Below are 17,826 nucleotides of genomic sequence, written 5' to 3'. Positions count from 1 at the left end.
CGATAGCTGGCCACGTACGCGTGGCCAGCTTTGTTTCGAAGAGGGATTCGCCACCGATTGCACGGATAAACTCTGCTGGGGAAGAAGTTTCGGGCTGTGGTTTTAGCGGGATAGGGGTGACCCAGAGATTCATCTCTGGGTCGGCGAAGCCGACAAGCGGATCATGGACAGAGTTGGAAGATGAGATCGGCATGCCACTTAATTCATGCCCAATGCCTTAGCCGCATGTGGCCTGTGGCGACTCAGAGATAAATCTCTGAGTCACCCGAAGCGTCGCTCAAGGGGCCCTGCTCTCCTCTTCTTATTCGTGGCCATCCGTGTAATCGGTGGTTCGTATACTTCTGCCCTCGGTGGCTAAAGCGTCCCCTTTCATCTTGGTTTCCATTGGTTTGCCCGATATAGTTCGGTTATGACCGACGATGAGGAACAATTCGATCTCTCTGCCATGTTCGCTGACGATGCCGACGACGGTGGGCTTTCGTTAGATCGTTTGTCAGAGACTTACGCCGAAGCTTTGGGCAATCGCCCGGTGCCGTTTCAGGAAGAGAAGCCACCCGAGGAGGAATCGGCGCCGGAGGATGAATCGACCGCCGAAGCCATTTCTCGCTTGGCCGATGAAGCGGAAGCAGACGATCCTTGCGAGGTTTCTCCGACGACCATCCTGGAAGCGATCTTGTTTGTAGGGCACGCGTCGAATGATAAGTTGACGGCTGAAAAAGCCGCCTCGGTGATGCGTGGCGTTCAGGCAGACGAAATCGACGACCTGGTCTCGCAGCTCAACCGCAAGTACGAAGCGGAAGGATGCCCCTACGCGATTACGGCCGTCGGCGGAACGTATCGTATGGCCCTTCGTGACGAGTTTCGCCCTTTGCGCGAGAAATTCTACGGCAAAGTCCGTGAGGCCAAGCTGTCTCAGCCGGCGATCGATGTCCTCTCGCTGGTGGCCTACAACCAAGGTTCCACACGCGAAGAAGTAGACGAAATGCGGAACAAACCGAGCGGGCCAATCCTTACGCAGTTGGTGCGCCGTCGGCTGCTTCGGGTGCAGCCAGATCCGGAAGAGAAGCGGGTCAAACGTTACACCACCACCGAACGCTTTTTGCAATTGTTCGGGCTAACCTCGCTCGATGATCTGCCCCAACCGCAATCGCTTGATGATTAAGACAGAAGCCGACCAGGTGCAGCCGTAAGTGTGGAAATCGAGATACGTGCTCGTTTTAAGAAGGTGTCTAGCGGAATTCGCGTTGCCGCAAGTCTTTTTGTTGTAGGTGCTTAGGGCGATGCTTGTGTTTGGCGGCTGACGAGCCGACATCTGCTTGGTACAATGCGACCCATCGAATTTGAGGGGTTCAAGTTGCCCCTAAACTCGCTTCCGCGATACTTAGTGAGTATCGTCCAATGAATACCAAAGTGGTTTTCCTCGGAAGTGATTCATCCCCCCGACGCAAGGTTTGGCATGTCCCGTCGTTCGCATCTCGCGCGACTTCGCCAACAGTCTCCGCTCATTCTGCCATCGGTGCTATCGTGTGACTTTAGCGATATGCGCGGTGAGGTAGAGCGACTGGAAGCTGCTGGCGTGCAAGCACTTCATTTGGACGTAATGGACGGAAATTTCGTCCCCAACATCACTTACGGAATGCCCATTGTGGCAGCGTTTCGTAAGTTGACACAACTTCCGCTCGACGTCCATTTGATGATTGAGAATCCAGAGCGTTATATCCGACAGTTCTATGAAGCAGGGGCGGATATTATCACTGTTCACGAGGAAGCAACTGGAATCGACACAGCCAAAGTCCTGCAAGAGATCAAGGATTTGGGTTGTGGGGCGGGGGTGACCATTAACCCCGATATCCCCGTCGAGCGAGTTCTTCCCTTTGTGGACACAGCCGACTTGATATTAATCATGAGTGTGAATGCAGGCTTTGGTGGCCAAGCGTTCAATCCTGTAGCGCTGGAAAAGCTTGAAGCTTTGCGAAAAGTCGGTCCTCCTGAGCTTCTGTTGGAAGTCGACGGAGGCGTGAACCTGGAAACGGTTCAGGCTTGCACCGAAGCCGGGGCTGATCTCCTGGTAATCGGGTCAGCGATTTTCAATCAATCGGATTACGGTGTAGCGATTGATCAACTCTATCGTTCCGCCCAAGTTTCGACCTAGTTGAGAACAGCTTAACCATGTTACGCATAGTGCTCGTCCGACCTGGGCAGACGGAATACGACTTTCAGGGTCGCATTCGTAGTCGTCTTGCCGTTCCTCTCACCGAAGAGGGGACACGCCAGGCATCGGAGATGGTTCAACAACTTCAGGCCTTGGCCGTCCAAGCCATTTACAGTGGCCCCTGTCAGGCATGTCAGCAGACTGCCGAGACCTTCGCCCATGTCCTGGGTAAGAAGATTAGGCATTTGGATTGTCTGGCGAACTTGAACGCCGGTCTTTGGCAAGGAAAGCTGATTACCGAGGTCAAGCAGAACCAGCCGACGGTCTACCGATTGTGGCAGGAAAACCCAGAGGCGGTCTGTCCCCCCCAAGGGGAGACCCTGGGCGAGGTGCGCTTGCGTGTCCAGAACGCACTAGACAAGATATGGAAAAAGCATCAAAAAGGTGACGGCAACGTGATTGTAGTCGCCCCAGAACCTCTGGCATCCATCATTCGCAGCGAGATCCTGCATACCGCCTTTGGCGATTTGTGGCAGGCCGAACGTCGATGTGGATGGTGGGAATTGATCCAGTATGAAAAAAACGCAGTCGTCTCCAAAGTCTAAGCCTGGCAAGAAGCAAGTGGCTGAAACGGGCGAAACTACTTCACCGACTACTCCCCTCGTCGAGGCATCGAACATGGCATCCGTCTCCTCGGAACTTGTTTCCCAAACCGAAGAATCTGGCAAGCCCAAGAAGCGTGGCGTGCCAGAAGGGCTGTGGCAACGCTGTCCCGGCTGTCAGGCCGTCATCTTCCGCAAGCAAGCCGAGCACCTGCTTGGCGTTTGTCCTGAGTGTGACTATCACTGGACGATTTCCGCTCAGCAGCGGATCGAACAGGTTCTCGATACCGGCACCTTCGAAGAGTGGGATACGAACCTCCATTCGCTCGATCCGTTGGAATTCAAGGACAAAAAGTCTTACGCCGACCGCCTGGTGGCCGAGCAGAAGCGAACCGGCCTGCGAGAAGCGGCGCTGACGGGCTGCGGGATGATTCGTGCGCGACGGGTCGCCATCGGTGTGACTGACAGTGCGTTCATTATGGGCAGCATGGGAAGCGTCGTTGGTGAAAAGCTGACCCGCCTCATCGAGCGAGCGACGGCTCAGGACTTGCCGTTGATCATCATCAGCGGTTCCGGAGGTGGTGCCCGGATGCACGAAGGCATTTTGTCGCTCATGCAGATGGCCAAGACCACCGCAGCCTTGGCTAAGTTCCACGAGACCGGCGGGCTGTTTATTTCCGTTTTGACCAATCCCACCATGGGTGGCGTGGCGGCCAGCTTCGCATCCTTAGGAGATTTGATCTTCGCTGAACCGAAAGCCCTGGTAGGCTTTGCCGGTCCGCGAACGATCAAAGCAACCATTCGCATCGATCTGCCGGAAGGGTTCCAGACCAGCGAGTTTTTGCTGGAGCATGGGTTTGTGGACCGGATCGTTCCGCGAAACAAGCTGAAGCTCGAAATCGCTCGGTCGATCGATTACTGCGGTAAATAGCCTCGGTTTGCCTTATACCCCAGCAACACGCTCGACGATGGATCGTCTTGTGCCACTTTGCATGCCAGCTTAAAGTGGGGGTTAGAGGCACCGGAACAGACAGGCTAAACCTACTCAAGCGACGTCGATTTTGGCGATTGATGCGCCAATTTTGTCGGACGAAATCCGTTCAGGGGCCTAAATTTGAAGTATCGTTTCAAGTTTGTTCCCTGATCGCGCGAGTCTCTTTTTCCGATGAGCCTGCTCAAGAAGTTTACGTCGCTGTTCTCTGGCCAGCCCAAGCTTGATATCGCCTCGCGATTCTCAATCTTGAGAGAAGCCGTCTCTGGGACGATGAGCGAGTTCTACAAGGTCCGCGAGCACTCGACCGGCCGAACCCTCGGGCTGAAGATTCTCGATCTGGAAAAGCAGCAGTTCTTCGATTCTCGCTTCCAAGGGCTGACGCGCCCCAAGGAAGGTGAAATTGCCATGTCTCTGACGCATCCGTGCATCGTACGGACGCTGGAACACGGCATGGTGACCTCTGGACAGCAGTACTTGCTTATGGAGTTTTTAGAGGGCAAAGGGCTCAATGCGCTGATTGTCGACCGCGATCCGATGCTGGAAGGGAAGCAGTTGGTGCTGTTGCGTCAAATGGCCGATGCGTTGGCTTGCGTTCACGAGTCTGGTTACATCCACCGCGACATCTGCCCCCGCAACTTCATCGCCTCTCCGGATTGCCGTTCGTGCAAACTCATCGACTTCGGGCTTACCTTGCCAGCTAAGCCACAGTTCATGGCCCCAGGCAATCGAACGGGAACTCCGAATTACATGGCCCCCGAGATTGTGCGGCGGCGCCCCACCGATCAGCGCGTTGATATCTTTTCGCTGGGTGTAACTGCATTTCGGCTTTTGGTTTACGAATTGCCATGGGTCAGCGTAGAAGGGACCGGCCGCGATGCCTTAAGCCACGATTCGGTCCCGCCAGGCAGCATTTTCGACCATCGCCCAAAGCTCAATCGCGAGTTAGGTGAGCTTGTCATGGCATGTATTGACCGTGATCCTCGTAACCGGCCGGAAACAACCCGGGATCTGCTCAATGCTCTGCAGAAAATCAAGCGACTAGACGCCTAGCCGGTTGGGCCCTTAGGCCCAGGGGCAAAAACCTAGATCCTTGATCCCCCTTCATTGTCGTGAATTGCTGTGGAAGTGGCCCAATAGGTGGGTGAGTTACGCCTTGACGCCCCTGCGGCCTCTGGTATCATGATGCGTTTCCACTCGATCCAAAATTGTCGCCTAGGCGATAGAATACCCGGCGGATTGCCCGTATTCCGCCTGATAACGCATAAATCAGGAGAGTTACCGTGACCATCGATAAGAGCCTAAAAGTGAAGCGGGGTGGTATTTCGACCCGCAGCGTGCTGAAGCGTAGCGAACGTATCGCTCAGATGAGGTCCAAAGGGGACTTCAACGAAGAGACCACTTCGCCCATCGGTCTGCCCAAGACCAAGGTCGTGAAGCTCGCGATGAAGAAGAAGAAGAAGGTCAAGGAAGAAGACGCGAAGAAGTAGTCGTCTTTCGCGACCACATGAATCAAGCAAAAGCCCTGGCGAACTCGTCAGGGCTTTTTGCGTTGCGCCGCCCCTCTACTTGGGTGCAAATTCCCACTCGATACGGCACCAGTCGTTCATTTCGACTAGCAGGTCATCTGTGTCGACATAGTCTCGATCGGGCACCAGATAGCCTCCTACGGCCACGTGGACGCGATCGACCGTCCAGGGCCAGGGAGATGTCAGGATGCTGCCGCTGGGCTGTGGATCGACCGTCAGCGGGACGTTGCCCGGTGTTTGCTCGAAGGTGTAAACCTCGTTGCGAGCATCCAGGCACATCCAAAGACTGAACCAGTCGAAGAAACGCAGTTGGGCCAGGGCCAGCTTCTCTTCCTCGTCGGTGCACTGTGGGTGACGCTTTTCCCAGTTATCTCGCCAGGTTTCGCACAGCTCTTCGTATTTGTGAATGAAGGTCTGGCCTGCTTTGCTTTCGGCCGACTCGCTGTGCTCGCGAAGGGTCATGAAGTGTTCGGCGATCAAGTATTGAGCGAACGGACTGATCCGCCCTGCCCACTCAATCGACTTCGTCCAGATGGCATGCGAGTCAGGGGCCGGGGAGTCGAGAAACGAAACGGGGCGTTTGGTTTTCGGGTCGATCGGGGGAGACTTGTCGACTGGTATCCAGCCATCGTCGTGATGAAAGATGGCCGGCCAGACTACCTCAGGGTGAACCAAAGGGGCGAACGGACCGTTGCCCCAGTGCGAAGCAAGATCGCCTGAGAGAGCTGCATGGACCGACTGTTGAATTAAAAACAGCTTCGGTTCATCGTCGGGCAACTTGTAGGGGCGGACAATCACGTTGGGGCCTTTCAGCAGACGAGGGGAGAGCGGTTCCTCTGGGTCCCTCTCTCCAGCAAACAGTGAAGAGGGGCCGGGAGCAAGATGCTACCATGCGAGGTCAAGCAACGCCCCTCATCATTGTACGCTCCGGTCACGCTGATTAGCGTTTTTCAACCGATTCAATTTTCGCTGAGACCAACTCTGGTTCCTCCGATTCCTCTTCTTTCGGGCTGGCCGCAATGGTCGGCTTGGACGCTTCCATCAAGCCGAATCCACTCATAAACGAGCGATCTGTTTGCCCGAACTTCTCGGCAAGGCTGGTCTCGAAGGTAAAGACGGTCGAATAGCGTCGACCGTTGTCGTCGGAGATCAAGTAATAGATCCAGGTGATCGGCATCTTGTTGGCCGTACCCACGGCGGTTATCCGAAGTTCACGCAAGCCCTGAGAGTTGACGGCCTCGGCGGCATCAATGATCTGGCCTAAGCGTTCGTTCAGGGCTTTCTTGACTTCCGCTTCGAAGCCTTCGAGCGTCATTTGCTCGCCTGCTTTCAGGTTTGTCAGGCGATTGACGTTTGCCTGGGCGATCAGTTCGCCATCGGCAACCATGCGAAAGACAGTTTGTTTAGTGGTCTCGCCCATCGCATGCCAGCGGCGGTCGTGCATCAGGCGAAAGCCGGCCTCTTTACCTTCAAAAGCCAGCATTTCGCTGCCCTCGTTGGCCTGGAGGTTCAGTTGGGCGAGTTTGGCGTCACTTAGCTGGTCGTTGGGCTGAGCGGCTTCCATCTGCGTGCGAACGATCGCCGTGACATCAAAGCCAGGCAGTGCATGGCCTATGCTGCGGTCTTCTTTGATCGATGCGGCAAACCAGGTGATTGCCTGATTTCTGGTGTCCAAATTCAGACGTCCCTTCAGTTCAATTTCTGTCGCAACCCCTTGAATGGCACCTGAGACCTTGCCTTCGAGTGCAATTTTCGCGACGCCAGACTTGTCCACTTCGGTGAGAGTAGCGACCACCTCATGGTTGTTGATCGCATCGATGCCTAGGGTTTGAGCGAGTGCCTGGTCGTCTGGCGACCAGGTTTGGTTGATAGCAACCGGCTCGGCAGGAAGCAGTTTCGCGAGAACAGCCGGATTTCCCGGAACGCTGATCAATTCCAGCTCTTCGCGGGTCAGCGTGTACTGAGGGCTGAACAGAATGGGGCCATCTCCGCTCGTATCGACCGATATCAAACGCTTAACGGTCGGAAGCTTGTCGTCAAGCGGCTTTTCGTTGGCGGTCGAGTTGGTCTCGGCCGTTTCGTAATCACGTACCGCTGTGGTCGGGCTAAGGACTCGCTCGATGGCAACGTATTTGCCTTCGAGGGTCATCGGGTAGTGGCGGACTTTTTTGCCGTCCGGGTTCACACGCATCGTTCCTTGGACTTTAAGCTCGGTATTAACGCGCCGAGTCTTCCCTTTCAGGTTTTCTGTGAGCTTCCACGATTCTTCTGCCAGGATTGGTGATGTAGCCCACAGCGCAAGGATTGAGCCAGCCAATAGGATGTGCGTGTAAGTACGCGGGTTTCCGTAATTTCGTGTAACGAATATTGCCCGGCAAGCATCGAAATACATGTGTTCGGCCTGGAATTTGAGGTCTCTCGGAAGAAAGCGAAATCGCTATATACGGGAGAATCGTCAAATTCGCCGGAGTAGGTTGAAAGAAAGTTGCCGCTGCGGTGTCTATCTGTGTAGAGACGTTTGTTTTTCTTGTGTTCAGGAAGTGGACAAAACGTCAGGATTTGACATTTGGAGGCATTGTGCCTACGAAAGAGGAATCACACCCTCAATTTGGCATGATATTCGCAACAGCTTTTCATGGTTTGACTTACGACAAATGGCTCTGGCCTGTCGTGACCCCTAAAGCAGGGGTTTTTAAGAAAAGCATGAACAAATGAGCAACCAAACGGGTCATTTCCTCGTATAAGATCATAGAGAAAGTTGGTTCGCAGGCTAATAGTTGATCGTTCATCCGTTTATTTTGCGAACCACAAGACTTTTCAAGCATCCGACAGAAAGAGGCGCTCATCGACTGAACTGATGAGTAGCTGTCCCGTTGCTTGAGTGAAAGTTCCCCGGGAAGGGGGGCTCTCTCCAAGTTAGACATCGTCTGGGCGATCGGAACTCGCAGGGAAAACCAGACAGGTGTTGTTTATCACTGAGTGAGGGACAACATGAACAAGGGATATAAGAATGTCGCGCTGCGTCAGTTGCGCGATCAACAGATCAAATATGCTCCCCGGGATCGAAAGTTGGATCAGGCAAATCGCGCTGAAACACTGATCTCTGAGATCGATCCTAATAAACAATATCCGGTCGACTACATCTACTATCGTCTGACCGACTTCCGTCCGGAACAACCCAGCGTTGGTTCACTGCTTCCAGGAAAGTCCGCCGCCGAGGACTTGCGTCTGATGGTCGAGGACCTCTCGGATGCGGCAGATGTGTCTGTGGACACCGTTCCTGAAGAAGTGCTAACCGTCGAACAGTTGAGCGACCGCTTCAACGTTTCGACTAAGACAATTTCGCGTTGGCGGAAACAGGGGCTCGTGAGCCGCAAGTTCCTTTTCGAGGGACGCAAGCGTGTGGGCTTCCTCCGCAGTAGCGTTGAACGTTTCGTGAAGGACAATCCTGATCGGATCGAACGAGGTCGTCACTTCAGTCAGCTAACCGAGGCTGAAAAGCTGGAAATCATTGACCGGGCCCGCCGCTTGGCCAGTGCCGGCGGTACGCCTTCGGAAGTTGCCAAACGCGTGGCTGCGAAAATGGGCCGGAGTGTCGAAACGATTCGCTACACGCTGAAGCATCACGACGACGAACAGCCGAAGGAAGCCGTTTTTCCACGGGGAACCGGCCCATTAACCGAATCGGCCAAGCAGATCATCTACGGCGAATATCGCCATGGTGTCTCGGTTGATCGACTCTCTGAGAAGCATGGTCGTACGCGGGCTTCAATCTACCGCGTGATCAACGAAATTCGTTTCCGTCACATTACGGAATTGCCGCTGGATTGTATCTACAACGAAGACTTCGAAAAGCCTGAGTTGGAAGAAGACATTCTGGGCGAAATGCCACCCCATGAGAAGGCTGCCCGGAAGGTTCGCGTTCCTGCGGGGCTGCCGACCTACCTGGCTTCGCTGTATGAAATGCCGCTGCTTACCCGTGAGCAGGAATATCACTTGTTCCGGAAGTTCAACTTCCTGAAGAACAAGGCCTTGAAGATTCGCGAAACCTTGGATGAGCAACGTCCGAAGTCGAGCGACATGGACGCGATCGAGCAGCTTTACGATCAGGCCAGCGATGTCAAGAATTTGATTGTGCAGTCGAACTTGCGATTGGTGGTCTCGATCGCCAAGCGTCACGTGGCTGTGACTGAAGATTTCTTCGAGCTGGTTTCCGATGGCAACATGTCGCTGATTCGTGCGGCTGAGAAGTTCGACTACTCGCGTGGTAATAAATTCAGCACGTACTGTAGTTGGGCAATCATGAAGAACTTTGCCCGCACCATTCCGGTTGAGTTCCGTCATCGTGATCGTTATCGCACGAGCTTGGACGAGTACTTCACGACGCGTGTCGACGAACGAAGCGATCAATACGAGCAGGAGATGGCTCAGCAGACTCGCGAAAAGCAGATCGACAAGATCCTGCATCGTTTGGACGAACGTGAGCAGAAGATCATCATCCGCCGATTCGGCCTGGATCATAGCCGCGAGCCACAGACCTTGAAGGAGGTCGGTGAAGAGTTGGGTGTGACCAAGGAGCGAATTCGCCAGATTGAAGCTCGGGCCCTCAACAAGCTGAAAACGGCTGCCCGAGATTACAACTTCGATCTGCCGGAAACCAATTAACCCCTGGAACTCTAAGAGTTCTGCCCATCATGCAAAAAAGCCAGCGACTTCGGACGCTGGCTTTTTGGGTTTCTTGCTACGCTTCTGAAGCGGGCCTCTCTTCAACGAGCGGGAATCCTCGTGCGTGCCTTAATCGCTGGAAATTTGCTTCGAGCTTACCGTTTCGCAGAAAGATCAAAGTCGGTCAGTTCGTACGTGAATTTGCTCTCGTCGTCCGATACCATAGCGTTTAGTGGGCTCGTATGAGGGCCATAGAATGGTCTAGGAATGCCGCGAAGACCCTTAGGGATTTGGCGGGGCGCACCAGGCAACGGGTCGCCTGGGGGTGGCTGGATAGTGATCGTGTACTGTCCCAAGGCTACGTCTTTCAGGTCGACCCGCCCCTGGTCATCTAGAGTTCCGCCATACGCTTCGCCATTTTCATGGTTTGCGAAATCGATCAGCGCACCAGCGAGCGGTTTGCCTCCACTGGTTACTTGGGCCGAGATATCAGTACGCTTCAAATGGGATCGCGGTTGGCTATTGCAGCCCGTGGCAACGACGATGGCTAGGGTCAACCCGAAGCAGACAGAACATGTTGAGAGAGTCGGTTTGTTCATCGTAAGTCTCAAGAAAAGTGGATGTGAAGATGGCAACCGTGGGGGATAGAGCCCACTCGCTAAAGCTCTTCGGTGACGAGCCCATCGTCTAGGGTAAAGGCCCGGCGAAGCATCTCCATGTTGGCTGTTTCCGAGACAAAGCGAACAGCTCCGTCGCCTTGAAGGACTTCGATTCCGCCGGGGTGATAGGAATTGAGTATCGTGTTCACGTCGAACCACGAGTTGGCCCCGGAAGGCGCGCCAGACATCCATGAACTGTTGATGGGGTAGCGGAATGTAGCCGTTCCTTGGGTGTAACCGCTGCTGTAGGTGATTTGACTGATGGGTGTGTCTTCGTTCCACACATTGGTTCCAGACGTGGTGGTGACGGTGTTGGTGCGTAGTCCGTCCCAGCCTCCGAGTGCGTTGGCGCTCTTTTCTATGCCGTCGACCTGTCCCGACTGTTCGGCAATGACGAAGGTGTTGGAGGTTCCATCGGTCATTTCCGCGAGTTTTCGTCCTCGGAAGTTGATGAACGTGCCATTCTCGCAGTGGGTGCCGGTTTGAACGGCATTAACCTGCGTGCAGACACTGTCGCGGGTCTGCGGATCGGGATAAGCCCCGGAAATTCCCACATAGTCGTGAACTTGCGACCAGTTGGGGCTCGTGCCTGAGTAGGTCATCGCCGGATTTCGATCGGGCATGGCGCTTGAAGGGCACACGAGTCCTGGAACAGTGACATCGTAGAGAATCGGATTGCCGGTGAATGTTCGCCCGTCGAAGCGGCCCCAGGCAACCGAGAAATCGAGCTGATCGTAGACAACGCTTTGCTCGATGAACGGCAGGATCGTTATTTTCCAGTTGTAAAGCGAATGGTTGCCGGTGGGCAATTTCTGATAAGTGCTCTCAAAGTTATGCAGGGCAAGTCCCAGCTGTTTGAGGTTGTTCGAGCATTGCATCCGGCGAGCGGCCTCTCTGGCCTGTTGGACAGCCGGAAGCAGCAAAGCGATAAGAACGCCGATGATCGCAATCACGACAAGCAGTTCGACTAAAGTGAAGCCACTACGAGAGTTGACGTGCCGAGTCTTCATGGATATCCCTGATGGAAAATAAGTAAGGGTTATCAATCCAGGGCAGCGTGAATGGGGAGGCTGCCTGACTAACATGGCGGAGTGGCAGCAACGGTTCGCAAAGGGGGTGCCGAAGACGAGGTCTAACTTTAGCCACATCCAGGGTCGCATTCAGAAGCCGTTGGTGCGAAAGAACTTGATTCAAGGCGATAGTTCTGATGTCACGAACAATCAATCCGTGATATCGCAATATTCGTGTCGATACCAACCGATGTGCTACAAGGTGCATCGGGCATGCTTGATTGTTGGGCGGCGGAAGAGTTTGCCTAGTCGGTGAACTTCGCTGGGCAGGTCGCGCTGCTGGCCGCCGAAGCATGTCACAGGATTGGAAAGTGAGTCGTCAATTTGCGTTTAAGGACCACTACATTAGCCCTGCAGAAAAAGGCTTTAATGGGGACTTGTCGAGCGTAAACTTGCCGGTGAACATGCAATTGGTGGTGGTGTCTGAAGAGAGACACGGATTTTGGATGAAATTTGTCAATCGCGTGCTCATCCTGGCTTGCGGGGAAATCTGGACTCGTTATAGTTATTGGTTTTCCATAAAGCCCAGGTAGTGGGCTAGCGTAGCTCAATTGGCAGAGCAGCTGATTTGTAATCAGCAGGTTGTGGGTTCAAGTCCCTCCGCTAGCTTGTTAAGCCCACTTTTGGGGTTGATTTTGGACGGATCATTGCCGTTTTCGACGGGTTGCCGATGCCACCAGTATCGGACACTCAGCAAAGCGGATATGTTGGGGGGTTTCCCGAGCGGTCAAAGGGGACAGACTGTAAATCTGTTGGCATAGCCTTCACAGGTTCGAATCCTGTACCCCCCACTGAATAGTTCCTGGGCTTTATTGGAAGAGATGAAAACAAGGCCTGGGTAGGTTGCGGGTGTAGCTCAATGGTAGAGCAACAGCCTTCCAAGCTGAAGACGAGGGTTCGATTCCCTTCACCCGCTTCGCAGCAAGCCTCTTTACCGGGCCGGCTGTGAACTTGCCGATGCGACCGGGCAGGTCGATAAGGCTTTGTTATCGAGAATCGGGGTTGTCCGTTTGGGCGGCTCGGAAGCGAGTAGCCGGGTAAAGGTGGCGGAAGCAAAACCCCAAACAGGCTTCCCATTTTTCGGCTGCTGTAGCTCAGTGGTAGAGCACTTCCTTGGTAAGGAAGAGGTCAAGGGTTCAAGTCCCTTCAGCAGCTCTTCACGGCACCTTGATTTTCGTATTTAGATAAATCCCAAATTTTCACGGTTTAGCTGGGGTAAGAAAGACAAAGAACATGGCCAAGGACGTATTTGAACGATCTAAACCTCACGTCAATGTTGGCACCATCGGTCACATCGACCACGGTAAAACGACTACCACCGGTGCTATCCTGGCAGTTCAGGCTGCTAAGGGTCTTGCCAAGATGAAGGCCTACTCGGAAATCGCCAAGGGTGGTACCGTTCGTGATGAAACGAAGACGGTGACCATTGCTGTGGCTCACGTCGAGTACGAATCGCCGACCCGTCACTATGCACATATTGACTGCCCTGGTCACGCCGACTTTGTGAAGAACATGATCACCGGTGCTGCCCAGATGGACGGCGCAATTTTGGTTGTTTCTGCCGCTGACGGTCCAATGCCACAGACCAAAGAGCACGTTCTGCTTGCTCGTCAGGTGGGTGTGCCTTGCGTGGTGGTTTACCTGAATAAGTGCGATCTGGTCGACGACGAAGAGTTGTTGGACTTGGTTGAACTCGAAGTTCGTGAACTGCTCAGCAAGAACGACTTCCCAGGCGACGATGTCCCGGTTGTTCGTGGTAACTCGCTGGCCGCCTACAACAAGCCAGACGACGCCGAAGCTTCCAAGTGCATCACCGAATTGGTCGAAGCTCTGGATAGCTACGTTCCTGAACCGGAACGCGAAACCGACAAGCCATTCCTGATGGCAATCGAAGACGTCTTCTCCATTGAAGGTCGTGGTACGGTTGCTACCGGTCGTATTGAACGTGGCGTTGTGAAGGTTGGTGAAGAAGTCGAAATCCTCGGTCTGACCGAGAAGCCGACCAAGACCACCGTTACCGGCGTTGAAATGTTCAACAAGATCATGCAAGAAGGTTACGCTGGCGACAACGTCGGTTGCTTGCTGCGTGGTGTCAAGCGTGAAGACATTTCGCGTGGTCAGGTTCTCGCCAAGCCAGGTTCGGTGAACCCGCATACCAAGTTTGAAGCAGAAATTTACTGCTTGAGCAAGGAAGAGGGTGGTCGTCACACGCCATTCTTCAGCGGTTATCGTCCCCAGTTCTACTTCCGTACGACGGACGTTACCGGTACTGCCAATCTGCAAGGTGCAGAAATGTGCATGCCAGGCGACAACGTGAAAATCGAAGTCGAACTGCACAAGCCAATTGCAATGTTTGAAGGTGTTCGCTTCGCTATTCGCGAAGGTGGTAAGACCGTCGGTTCCGGCGTTGTTACCAAGATCACCGAGTAGGGCACGTTTAGGATTCAGCTCGCCGAACCAAATAATTGTTTTGGTTCGGCGGTGCTACAGGGGCGTAGCTCAATTGGCAGAGCGCTGGATTCCAAATCCAGATGTTGAGAGTTCGAGTCCCTCCGCCCCTGCTATATCGTTGGTGTTACCGAAATTGATGATCGCGTCGCACCGGTAGAGACAACCTGGAAACACCCAGCGTCATCGCCGCGGCAGGAACGCCAAGACTGAGAGTGACAATGGCCAAGGAGAAGACCGTCGGTTCCCCTTCCCTTCTCAATGAGATGGTTCAGGCGAATCGGTATAAGCGGACGCAGGGTAAGATTGCCCGGCAGGCAACTCTGCTTTCGATTTGGGTTTTAGTTTCGATCGCTGCTTACCAGCTGTATCAACAGTTAGAAGCCTACGCGACGACAGCTCAATATCGATTGCATTTGGTCCTTCCGATTGCCCTGGTGGTTGTCGGTTTTTGGGTCGCTTATCGACTGATAAATTGGCCAACGTTCGCGGACTTTTTGATCGCGGTCGAGGCGGAGATGAATAAGGTGACTTGGCCCTCCAAGGCTGAGTTGTGGCGAAGTGTCATCGTGGTAATCGCTTTGATCTTCATCCTGGCCTTGCTGCTGTTTGCGTTTGACTTGTTGTGGATCACCTTGTTCAAGACCATTGGACTGATCCCGCCTGATCCGCAGACGCCTGCTACCTAGGTGGCAGTAATAGTCCCAGGATTCCGGAATACACTTTGCTTAGATGGTCCGGCCTTTGTGGCCGGTTAAGGTTAGTTTTGTGGCAAGTTCTCCTGACAATTCGTTCGATCCCCAGAAAGATCCCGAGACGGATATTCCTGCGGATGCAGAAGCCTCATCGGAAGAAGTAGCGAATCCAGATGCTACTTCGGAAGAGCCTTCGACGGTCGAAGAGGAGAGCGAGCCGGTTGAGGGTTCTGCACAGGAAGTTGCTTCTGAGGAAGAACTGTCTTCAGAAGAAGCATCTGCCGACGAGGAAACTGCTCAGGATGACGCTGTAGCCGAAGAAGCTTCAGCTGAAGAATCTGAGCCTGAACCTGTTAAGGCTCCTGCTCGGGTTCGACCAAAAACCGGTAAGAACCGCGGCCCCATCGAAGAGATCATCGAAGAAGAAGAAGACACTGCAGCGGATGCGGCAAATAAGGAATGGTACATCCTCAAGGTTCAGAGTAATCGCGAAAAGTCGATTTCCACGAACCTGATTCGCCGAGTCAAAATGGCCGGCCTAGAGGATTACTTCGGCGAGATTCTTGTCCCCACCGAGGATTTGGTGGAATACAAGAACGGCAAAAAGAAAGTTACCAAGCAGAAGCTCTACCCAGGCTATATCGTCGTGCACATGGCAATCAACGACGAGACATGGTTTTTGGTTCGTGAGACTGGCGGCATTGGTGACTTTACTGGAGCGGCAGGCAAGCCGGTTCCTATGTTGCCGCACGAAGTGGATCGCATCGTCAAGAAGACGCGGAAGCCCGAAGAGAGCGAAGAAGATGAAGTCAAGACGAACATTCGCTTTAAGATAGGCGATCATGTTCGCATCACCGAAGGCACCTTCGAGAATTTCGAGGGAGATGTCGAAGTGATCGACAATACCAATGGCCGCGTGACGGTCATGATTAATATTTTCGGCCGCACGACACCGGTGGAGATGGAACACTGGCAAATGGAGCCAGTTTAGTCCGCATCAGGTGTTGGACCGGTGGTCGATTCTTCTTTTCCCCTTTGCCGGCGGACTGAAAGAACGAGCTTCGGGGCCTTAGTTTAATAAGCACACGGTTTACATAGCATACGGTTGCGGTCGTCCTATCATGACGGACCGTAGCACGGGAAACAGCAAAATGGCACGGGAACAAGTAGGTCAAGCGAAGTTTCAGGTCCCTGGTGGTCAAGCCACGCCGGCACCTCCGGTTGGTACCTCGTTGGGTCGTTTCGGTGTGAACCTCGGTCAGTTCGTTCAGCAGTTCAACGACAAAACCCGAGAGTTCAACGGCATGCCGATTCCGGTTGTCGTGTCCGTCTTCAACGACCGGACATTTGAATTCGTTTGCAAAAGCCCACCGGCTGCTGCCTTGCTGAAGAAGGCCGCTGGCCTGGCCAAGGGAAGCGGCACACCAAACACAAAGAAGGTCGGTAAGGTCACGATGGACCAGATCGACGACATTTGCAATCAGAAGATGGCAGACCTCAATGCCCGCGACTTAGACCATGCTCGCCGGATGATCGAAGGAACGGCTCGGAGCATGGGCCTGGAAGTGACGCAGTAGTCCTGCCCCTTACGCAAACATCAATTTTCTACATATTGGCGATTGACGATGGTTAAACAATCCAAACGATATCGAGCCCTGGCGGGAAAGTTGCCAGCCGAGCCACTGAACCTGAAAGATGCGATCGTACTGCTGAAGTCGTTCGATACGACGAAGTTCGATCAGACTGTTGAGATTGCAATGCGATTGGGCATTGATCCCAAGCAGGCTGACCAATTGGTTCGTGGTGCGTTAGTACTGCCTCATGGTATTGGCAAGATCCAACGCGTCATCGTCTTTGCCAAGGGTGACAACGCCGTCGCCGCCCAGGAAGCTGGTGCCGACGAGGTGGGTGCGGAAGACATGGCCAAGAAGATCAAGGATGGCTGGCTCGACTTCGACGTCTGTATCGCCAGTCCCGACATGATGGGCCTGGTTGGACCATTGGGTCGCGTCCTTGGTCCACGCGGTTTGATGCCTTCACCACGTGCTGGCACGGTGACCCCAGACGTCGCTCGCGTGGTTAAGGAATACAAGGCCGGTAAAGTCGAATTCCGCAACGATCCTGCTGGGATCGTCCATGCAGTGGTCGGAAGACTTGGTTTCGACGCTGGCAAGCTGCAAGACAACATTCAGTCCTTCATCGATCATATCAATGGCCTTAAGCCCCAAGCGGCAAAGGGCACTTATGTTCGTAGCGTCAATTTGAGTGCAACAATGAGCCCCGGCGTTCAAGTTGCCCTCTAAATTGTTCTTAACAAGTTCAAGCGTTACGCGATAACCCATACGTACAAAGCCCTGAGTCATGAGTAAGTATCTAAAAAAACTGGTGATCACCGACCTGTCCAAGCGATTGGACGGGGTGAATGACCTCCTGGTAGTCGACGTTGTGGGGATGAATGCGGAAAAGACCCATCTGGTCCGCAAGCAACTCCGCGAAAAGGGCCTGAGCCTCTTGGTTGTCCGCCGCACGCTGGCATTCAAGGCTTGTGAAGGTACCTCGCTCGCTCCTGCCCTGGATGGCATGGAGGGGAGCACTGCCCTGGTTTGGGGTGGCGAAGATTTCGTCGACTTGGCCAAGGAAGTTGTCAAGCTGAACGAAGACGACAAGTTTCCGGGATTCACCGCCAAGGGCGGTGTCATGGATGGCGAATCCCTGAATCCTGATTCCGTCAAGGCAATCAGCAAATGGCCTAACCGAGCTGAGCAACTCTCGCTTCTGGTGGGTCAGATCCTAGGCCCTGGCCGTACCCTGGCTGGCCAAATCAAGGGCCCTGGTGCCAAGTTGGCCTCGCAGGTCAAGCAAGTTGGCGAAAAAGAAGAAGGCTAACGGCCTTCTTTCGGCAAACGTCCTGGCGGCTTTTGCCGAAAGAACGTTTCCATAAACCAAAACATCCGTATTCCCTGGCGCAGGCGGGCTGGTTCCCCTGCCAATAAGTGTTGAAAGGATAAGATCCGA

At 53.9% G+C, this 17,826-nt stretch carries 17 protein-coding genes and 5 tRNA genes; 18 read left to right on the top strand and 4 right to left on the bottom strand.

Annotation, left to right across the window (positions count from 1 at the left end; all coding sequences use genetic code 11):
* Positions 1 to 409: 409 nt before the first annotated feature.
* From scpB to HOV93_RS07925, 6 genes are all read left to right on the top strand, one after another.
* Complete coding sequence (scpB, locus tag HOV93_RS07950) at positions 410 to 1,162, top strand: SMC-Scp complex subunit ScpB (protein ID WP_207395951.1); 753 nt, start codon at positions 410 to 412, stop codon at positions 1,160 to 1,162.
* Positions 1,163 to 1,456: 294 nt separating this feature from the next.
* Positions 1,457 to 2,152, top strand: coding sequence for a ribulose-phosphate 3-epimerase (gene rpe, locus HOV93_RS07945; protein ID WP_207395950.1), 696 nt, complete (start codon positions 1,457 to 1,459; stop codon positions 2,150 to 2,152).
* Between the two features lie 17 nt (positions 2,153 to 2,169).
* On the top strand, positions 2,170 to 2,757 hold the full coding sequence (locus tag HOV93_RS07940; RefSeq protein ID WP_207395949.1) for a histidine phosphatase family protein: 588 nt from the start codon (positions 2,170 to 2,172) through the stop codon (positions 2,755 to 2,757).
* A gap of 73 nt (positions 2,758 to 2,830) precedes the next feature.
* Positions 2,831 to 3,685 carry an acetyl-CoA carboxylase, carboxyltransferase subunit beta gene (gene accD, locus HOV93_RS07935; protein ID WP_207396273.1) on the top strand — a complete coding sequence of 285 codons (855 nt, stop codon included), beginning with the start codon at positions 2,831 to 2,833 and terminating at the stop codon, positions 3,683 to 3,685.
* Between the two features lie 234 nt (positions 3,686 to 3,919).
* On the top strand, positions 3,920 to 4,798 hold the full coding sequence (locus HOV93_RS07930) for a serine/threonine protein kinase (protein WP_207395948.1): 879 nt from the start codon (positions 3,920 to 3,922) through the stop codon (positions 4,796 to 4,798).
* Between the two features lie 230 nt (positions 4,799 to 5,028).
* Positions 5,029 to 5,235, top strand: a complete 207-nt coding sequence (locus tag HOV93_RS07925) for a small basic protein (RefSeq protein ID WP_207395947.1) — start codon at positions 5,029 to 5,031, stop codon at positions 5,233 to 5,235.
* 75 nt (positions 5,236 to 5,310) lie between these two features.
* Here the strand turns inward: HOV93_RS07925 and HOV93_RS07920 are convergent, their stop codons facing one another.
* Together HOV93_RS07920 and HOV93_RS07915 are read right to left on the bottom strand one after the other, a co-directional pair.
* On the bottom strand, positions 5,311 to 6,072 hold the full coding sequence (locus HOV93_RS07920) for a DUF3891 family protein (RefSeq protein ID WP_207395946.1): 762 nt from the start codon (positions 6,070 to 6,072) through the stop codon (positions 5,311 to 5,313).
* A gap of 142 nt (positions 6,073 to 6,214) precedes the next feature.
* Positions 6,215 to 7,666 carry a hypothetical protein gene (locus tag HOV93_RS07915; protein WP_207395945.1) on the bottom strand — a complete coding sequence of 484 codons (1,452 nt, stop codon included), beginning with the start codon at positions 7,664 to 7,666 and terminating at the stop codon, positions 6,215 to 6,217.
* A gap of 599 nt (positions 7,667 to 8,265) precedes the next feature.
* On the opposite strand from HOV93_RS07915, the gene HOV93_RS07910 reads away from it, so the two are divergent.
* Positions 8,266 to 9,939 (top strand): sigma-70 family RNA polymerase sigma factor, encoded by a 1,674-nt coding sequence (locus HOV93_RS07910; RefSeq protein ID WP_207395944.1) that lies wholly within the window; start codon positions 8,266 to 8,268, stop codon positions 9,937 to 9,939.
* A gap of 155 nt (positions 9,940 to 10,094) precedes the next feature.
* On the opposite strand, the gene HOV93_RS07905 is transcribed toward HOV93_RS07910, so the two are convergent.
* Together HOV93_RS07905 and HOV93_RS07900 are read right to left on the bottom strand one after the other, a co-directional pair.
* Positions 10,095 to 10,442: a carboxypeptidase-like regulatory domain-containing protein gene (locus HOV93_RS07905; protein ID WP_207395943.1), complete on the bottom strand. Its 348-nt coding sequence runs from the start codon at positions 10,440 to 10,442 to the stop codon at positions 10,095 to 10,097.
* A gap of 155 nt (positions 10,443 to 10,597) precedes the next feature.
* A complete protein-coding gene (locus HOV93_RS07900) occupies positions 10,598 to 11,608 on the bottom strand; it encodes a DUF1559 domain-containing protein (RefSeq protein ID WP_207395942.1) in 1,011 nt (336 codons plus the stop codon).
* A 596-nt stretch (positions 11,609 to 12,204) separates the two neighbouring features.
* Between HOV93_RS07900 and HOV93_RS07895 the strand changes: the two genes are divergently transcribed.
* The 11 genes from HOV93_RS07895 (at position 12,205) to rplJ (ending at position 17,697) form a co-directional block, all read left to right on the top strand.
* Positions 12,205 to 12,277, top strand: a tRNA-Thr gene (locus HOV93_RS07895).
* Positions 12,278 to 12,377: 100 nt separating this feature from the next.
* Positions 12,378 to 12,459: transfer RNA gene (locus HOV93_RS07890), tRNA-Tyr, on the top strand.
* Positions 12,460 to 12,513: 54 nt separating this feature from the next.
* A tRNA-Gly gene (locus HOV93_RS07885) sits at positions 12,514 to 12,584 on the top strand.
* Between the two features lie 167 nt (positions 12,585 to 12,751).
* Positions 12,752 to 12,823: transfer RNA gene (locus tag HOV93_RS07880), tRNA-Thr, on the top strand.
* 78 nt (positions 12,824 to 12,901) lie between these two features.
* On the top strand, positions 12,902 to 14,098 hold the full coding sequence (gene tuf, locus HOV93_RS07875; protein WP_207395941.1) for an elongation factor Tu: 1,197 nt from the start codon (positions 12,902 to 12,904) through the stop codon (positions 14,096 to 14,098).
* A gap of 58 nt (positions 14,099 to 14,156) precedes the next feature.
* A tRNA-Trp gene (locus tag HOV93_RS07870) sits at positions 14,157 to 14,229 on the top strand.
* A gap of 108 nt (positions 14,230 to 14,337) precedes the next feature.
* Positions 14,338 to 14,805: a preprotein translocase subunit SecE gene (gene secE, locus HOV93_RS07865; RefSeq protein ID WP_207395940.1), complete on the top strand. Its 468-nt coding sequence runs from the start codon at positions 14,338 to 14,340 to the stop codon at positions 14,803 to 14,805.
* Between the two features lie 79 nt (positions 14,806 to 14,884).
* The gene (nusG, locus tag HOV93_RS07860; RefSeq protein ID WP_315853375.1) at positions 14,885 to 15,802 is read left to right on the top strand and encodes a transcription termination/antitermination protein NusG; all 918 of its coding nucleotides are present in this window, start codon (positions 14,885 to 14,887) and stop codon (positions 15,800 to 15,802) included.
* 160 nt (positions 15,803 to 15,962) lie between these two features.
* Positions 15,963 to 16,388, top strand: coding sequence for a 50S ribosomal protein L11 (gene rplK, locus HOV93_RS07855; protein ID WP_207395938.1), 426 nt, complete (start codon positions 15,963 to 15,965; stop codon positions 16,386 to 16,388).
* A 48-nt stretch (positions 16,389 to 16,436) separates the two neighbouring features.
* Positions 16,437 to 17,114, top strand: coding sequence for a 50S ribosomal protein L1 (gene rplA, locus HOV93_RS07850; protein WP_207395937.1), 678 nt, complete (start codon positions 16,437 to 16,439; stop codon positions 17,112 to 17,114).
* Positions 17,115 to 17,172: 58 nt separating this feature from the next.
* Positions 17,173 to 17,697 carry a 50S ribosomal protein L10 gene (rplJ, locus tag HOV93_RS07845; RefSeq protein WP_207395936.1) on the top strand — a complete coding sequence of 175 codons (525 nt, stop codon included), beginning with the start codon at positions 17,173 to 17,175 and terminating at the stop codon, positions 17,695 to 17,697.
* Positions 17,698 to 17,826: the final 129 nt, after the last annotated feature.

The organism is Bremerella alba, from assembly GCF_013618625.1.
Classification (GTDB): Bacteria; Planctomycetota; Planctomycetia; order Pirellulales; family Pirellulaceae; genus Bremerella; species Bremerella alba.
This window is presented reverse-complemented; position numbering and strand designations above follow the sequence as displayed.

Excerpts from the sequence above, each read along its gene's own strand:
- scpB (WP_207395951.1), top strand. The coding sequence starts at position 410 with ATGACCGACGATGAGGAACAATTCGATCTCTCTGCCATGTTCGCTGAC.
- rpe (WP_207395950.1), top strand. The coding sequence starts at position 1,457 with ATGTCCCGTCGTTCGCATCTCGCGCGACTTCGCCAACAGTCTCCGCTC.
- HOV93_RS07940 (WP_207395949.1), top strand. The coding sequence starts at position 2,170 with ATGTTACGCATAGTGCTCGTCCGACCTGGGCAGACGGAATACGACTTT.
- accD (WP_207396273.1), top strand. The coding sequence starts at position 2,831 with ATGGCATCCGTCTCCTCGGAACTTGTTTCCCAAACCGAAGAATCTGGC.
- HOV93_RS07930 (WP_207395948.1), top strand. The coding sequence starts at position 3,920 with ATGAGCCTGCTCAAGAAGTTTACGTCGCTGTTCTCTGGCCAGCCCAAG.
- HOV93_RS07915 (WP_207395945.1), bottom strand. The coding sequence starts at position 7,666 with ATGTATTTCGATGCTTGCCGGGCAATATTCGTTACACGAAATTACGGA.
- HOV93_RS07910 (WP_207395944.1), top strand. The coding sequence starts at position 8,266 with ATGAACAAGGGATATAAGAATGTCGCGCTGCGTCAGTTGCGCGATCAA.
- HOV93_RS07900 (WP_207395942.1), bottom strand. The coding sequence starts at position 11,608 with ATGAAGACTCGGCACGTCAACTCTCGTAGTGGCTTCACTTTAGTCGAA.
- tuf (WP_207395941.1), top strand. The coding sequence starts at position 12,902 with ATGGCCAAGGACGTATTTGAACGATCTAAACCTCACGTCAATGTTGGC.
- secE (WP_207395940.1), top strand. The coding sequence starts at position 14,338 with ATGGCCAAGGAGAAGACCGTCGGTTCCCCTTCCCTTCTCAATGAGATG.
- rplK (WP_207395938.1), top strand. The coding sequence starts at position 15,963 with ATGGCACGGGAACAAGTAGGTCAAGCGAAGTTTCAGGTCCCTGGTGGT.
- rplA (WP_207395937.1), top strand. The coding sequence starts at position 16,437 with ATGGTTAAACAATCCAAACGATATCGAGCCCTGGCGGGAAAGTTGCCA.
- rplJ (WP_207395936.1), top strand. The coding sequence starts at position 17,173 with ATGAGTAAGTATCTAAAAAAACTGGTGATCACCGACCTGTCCAAGCGA.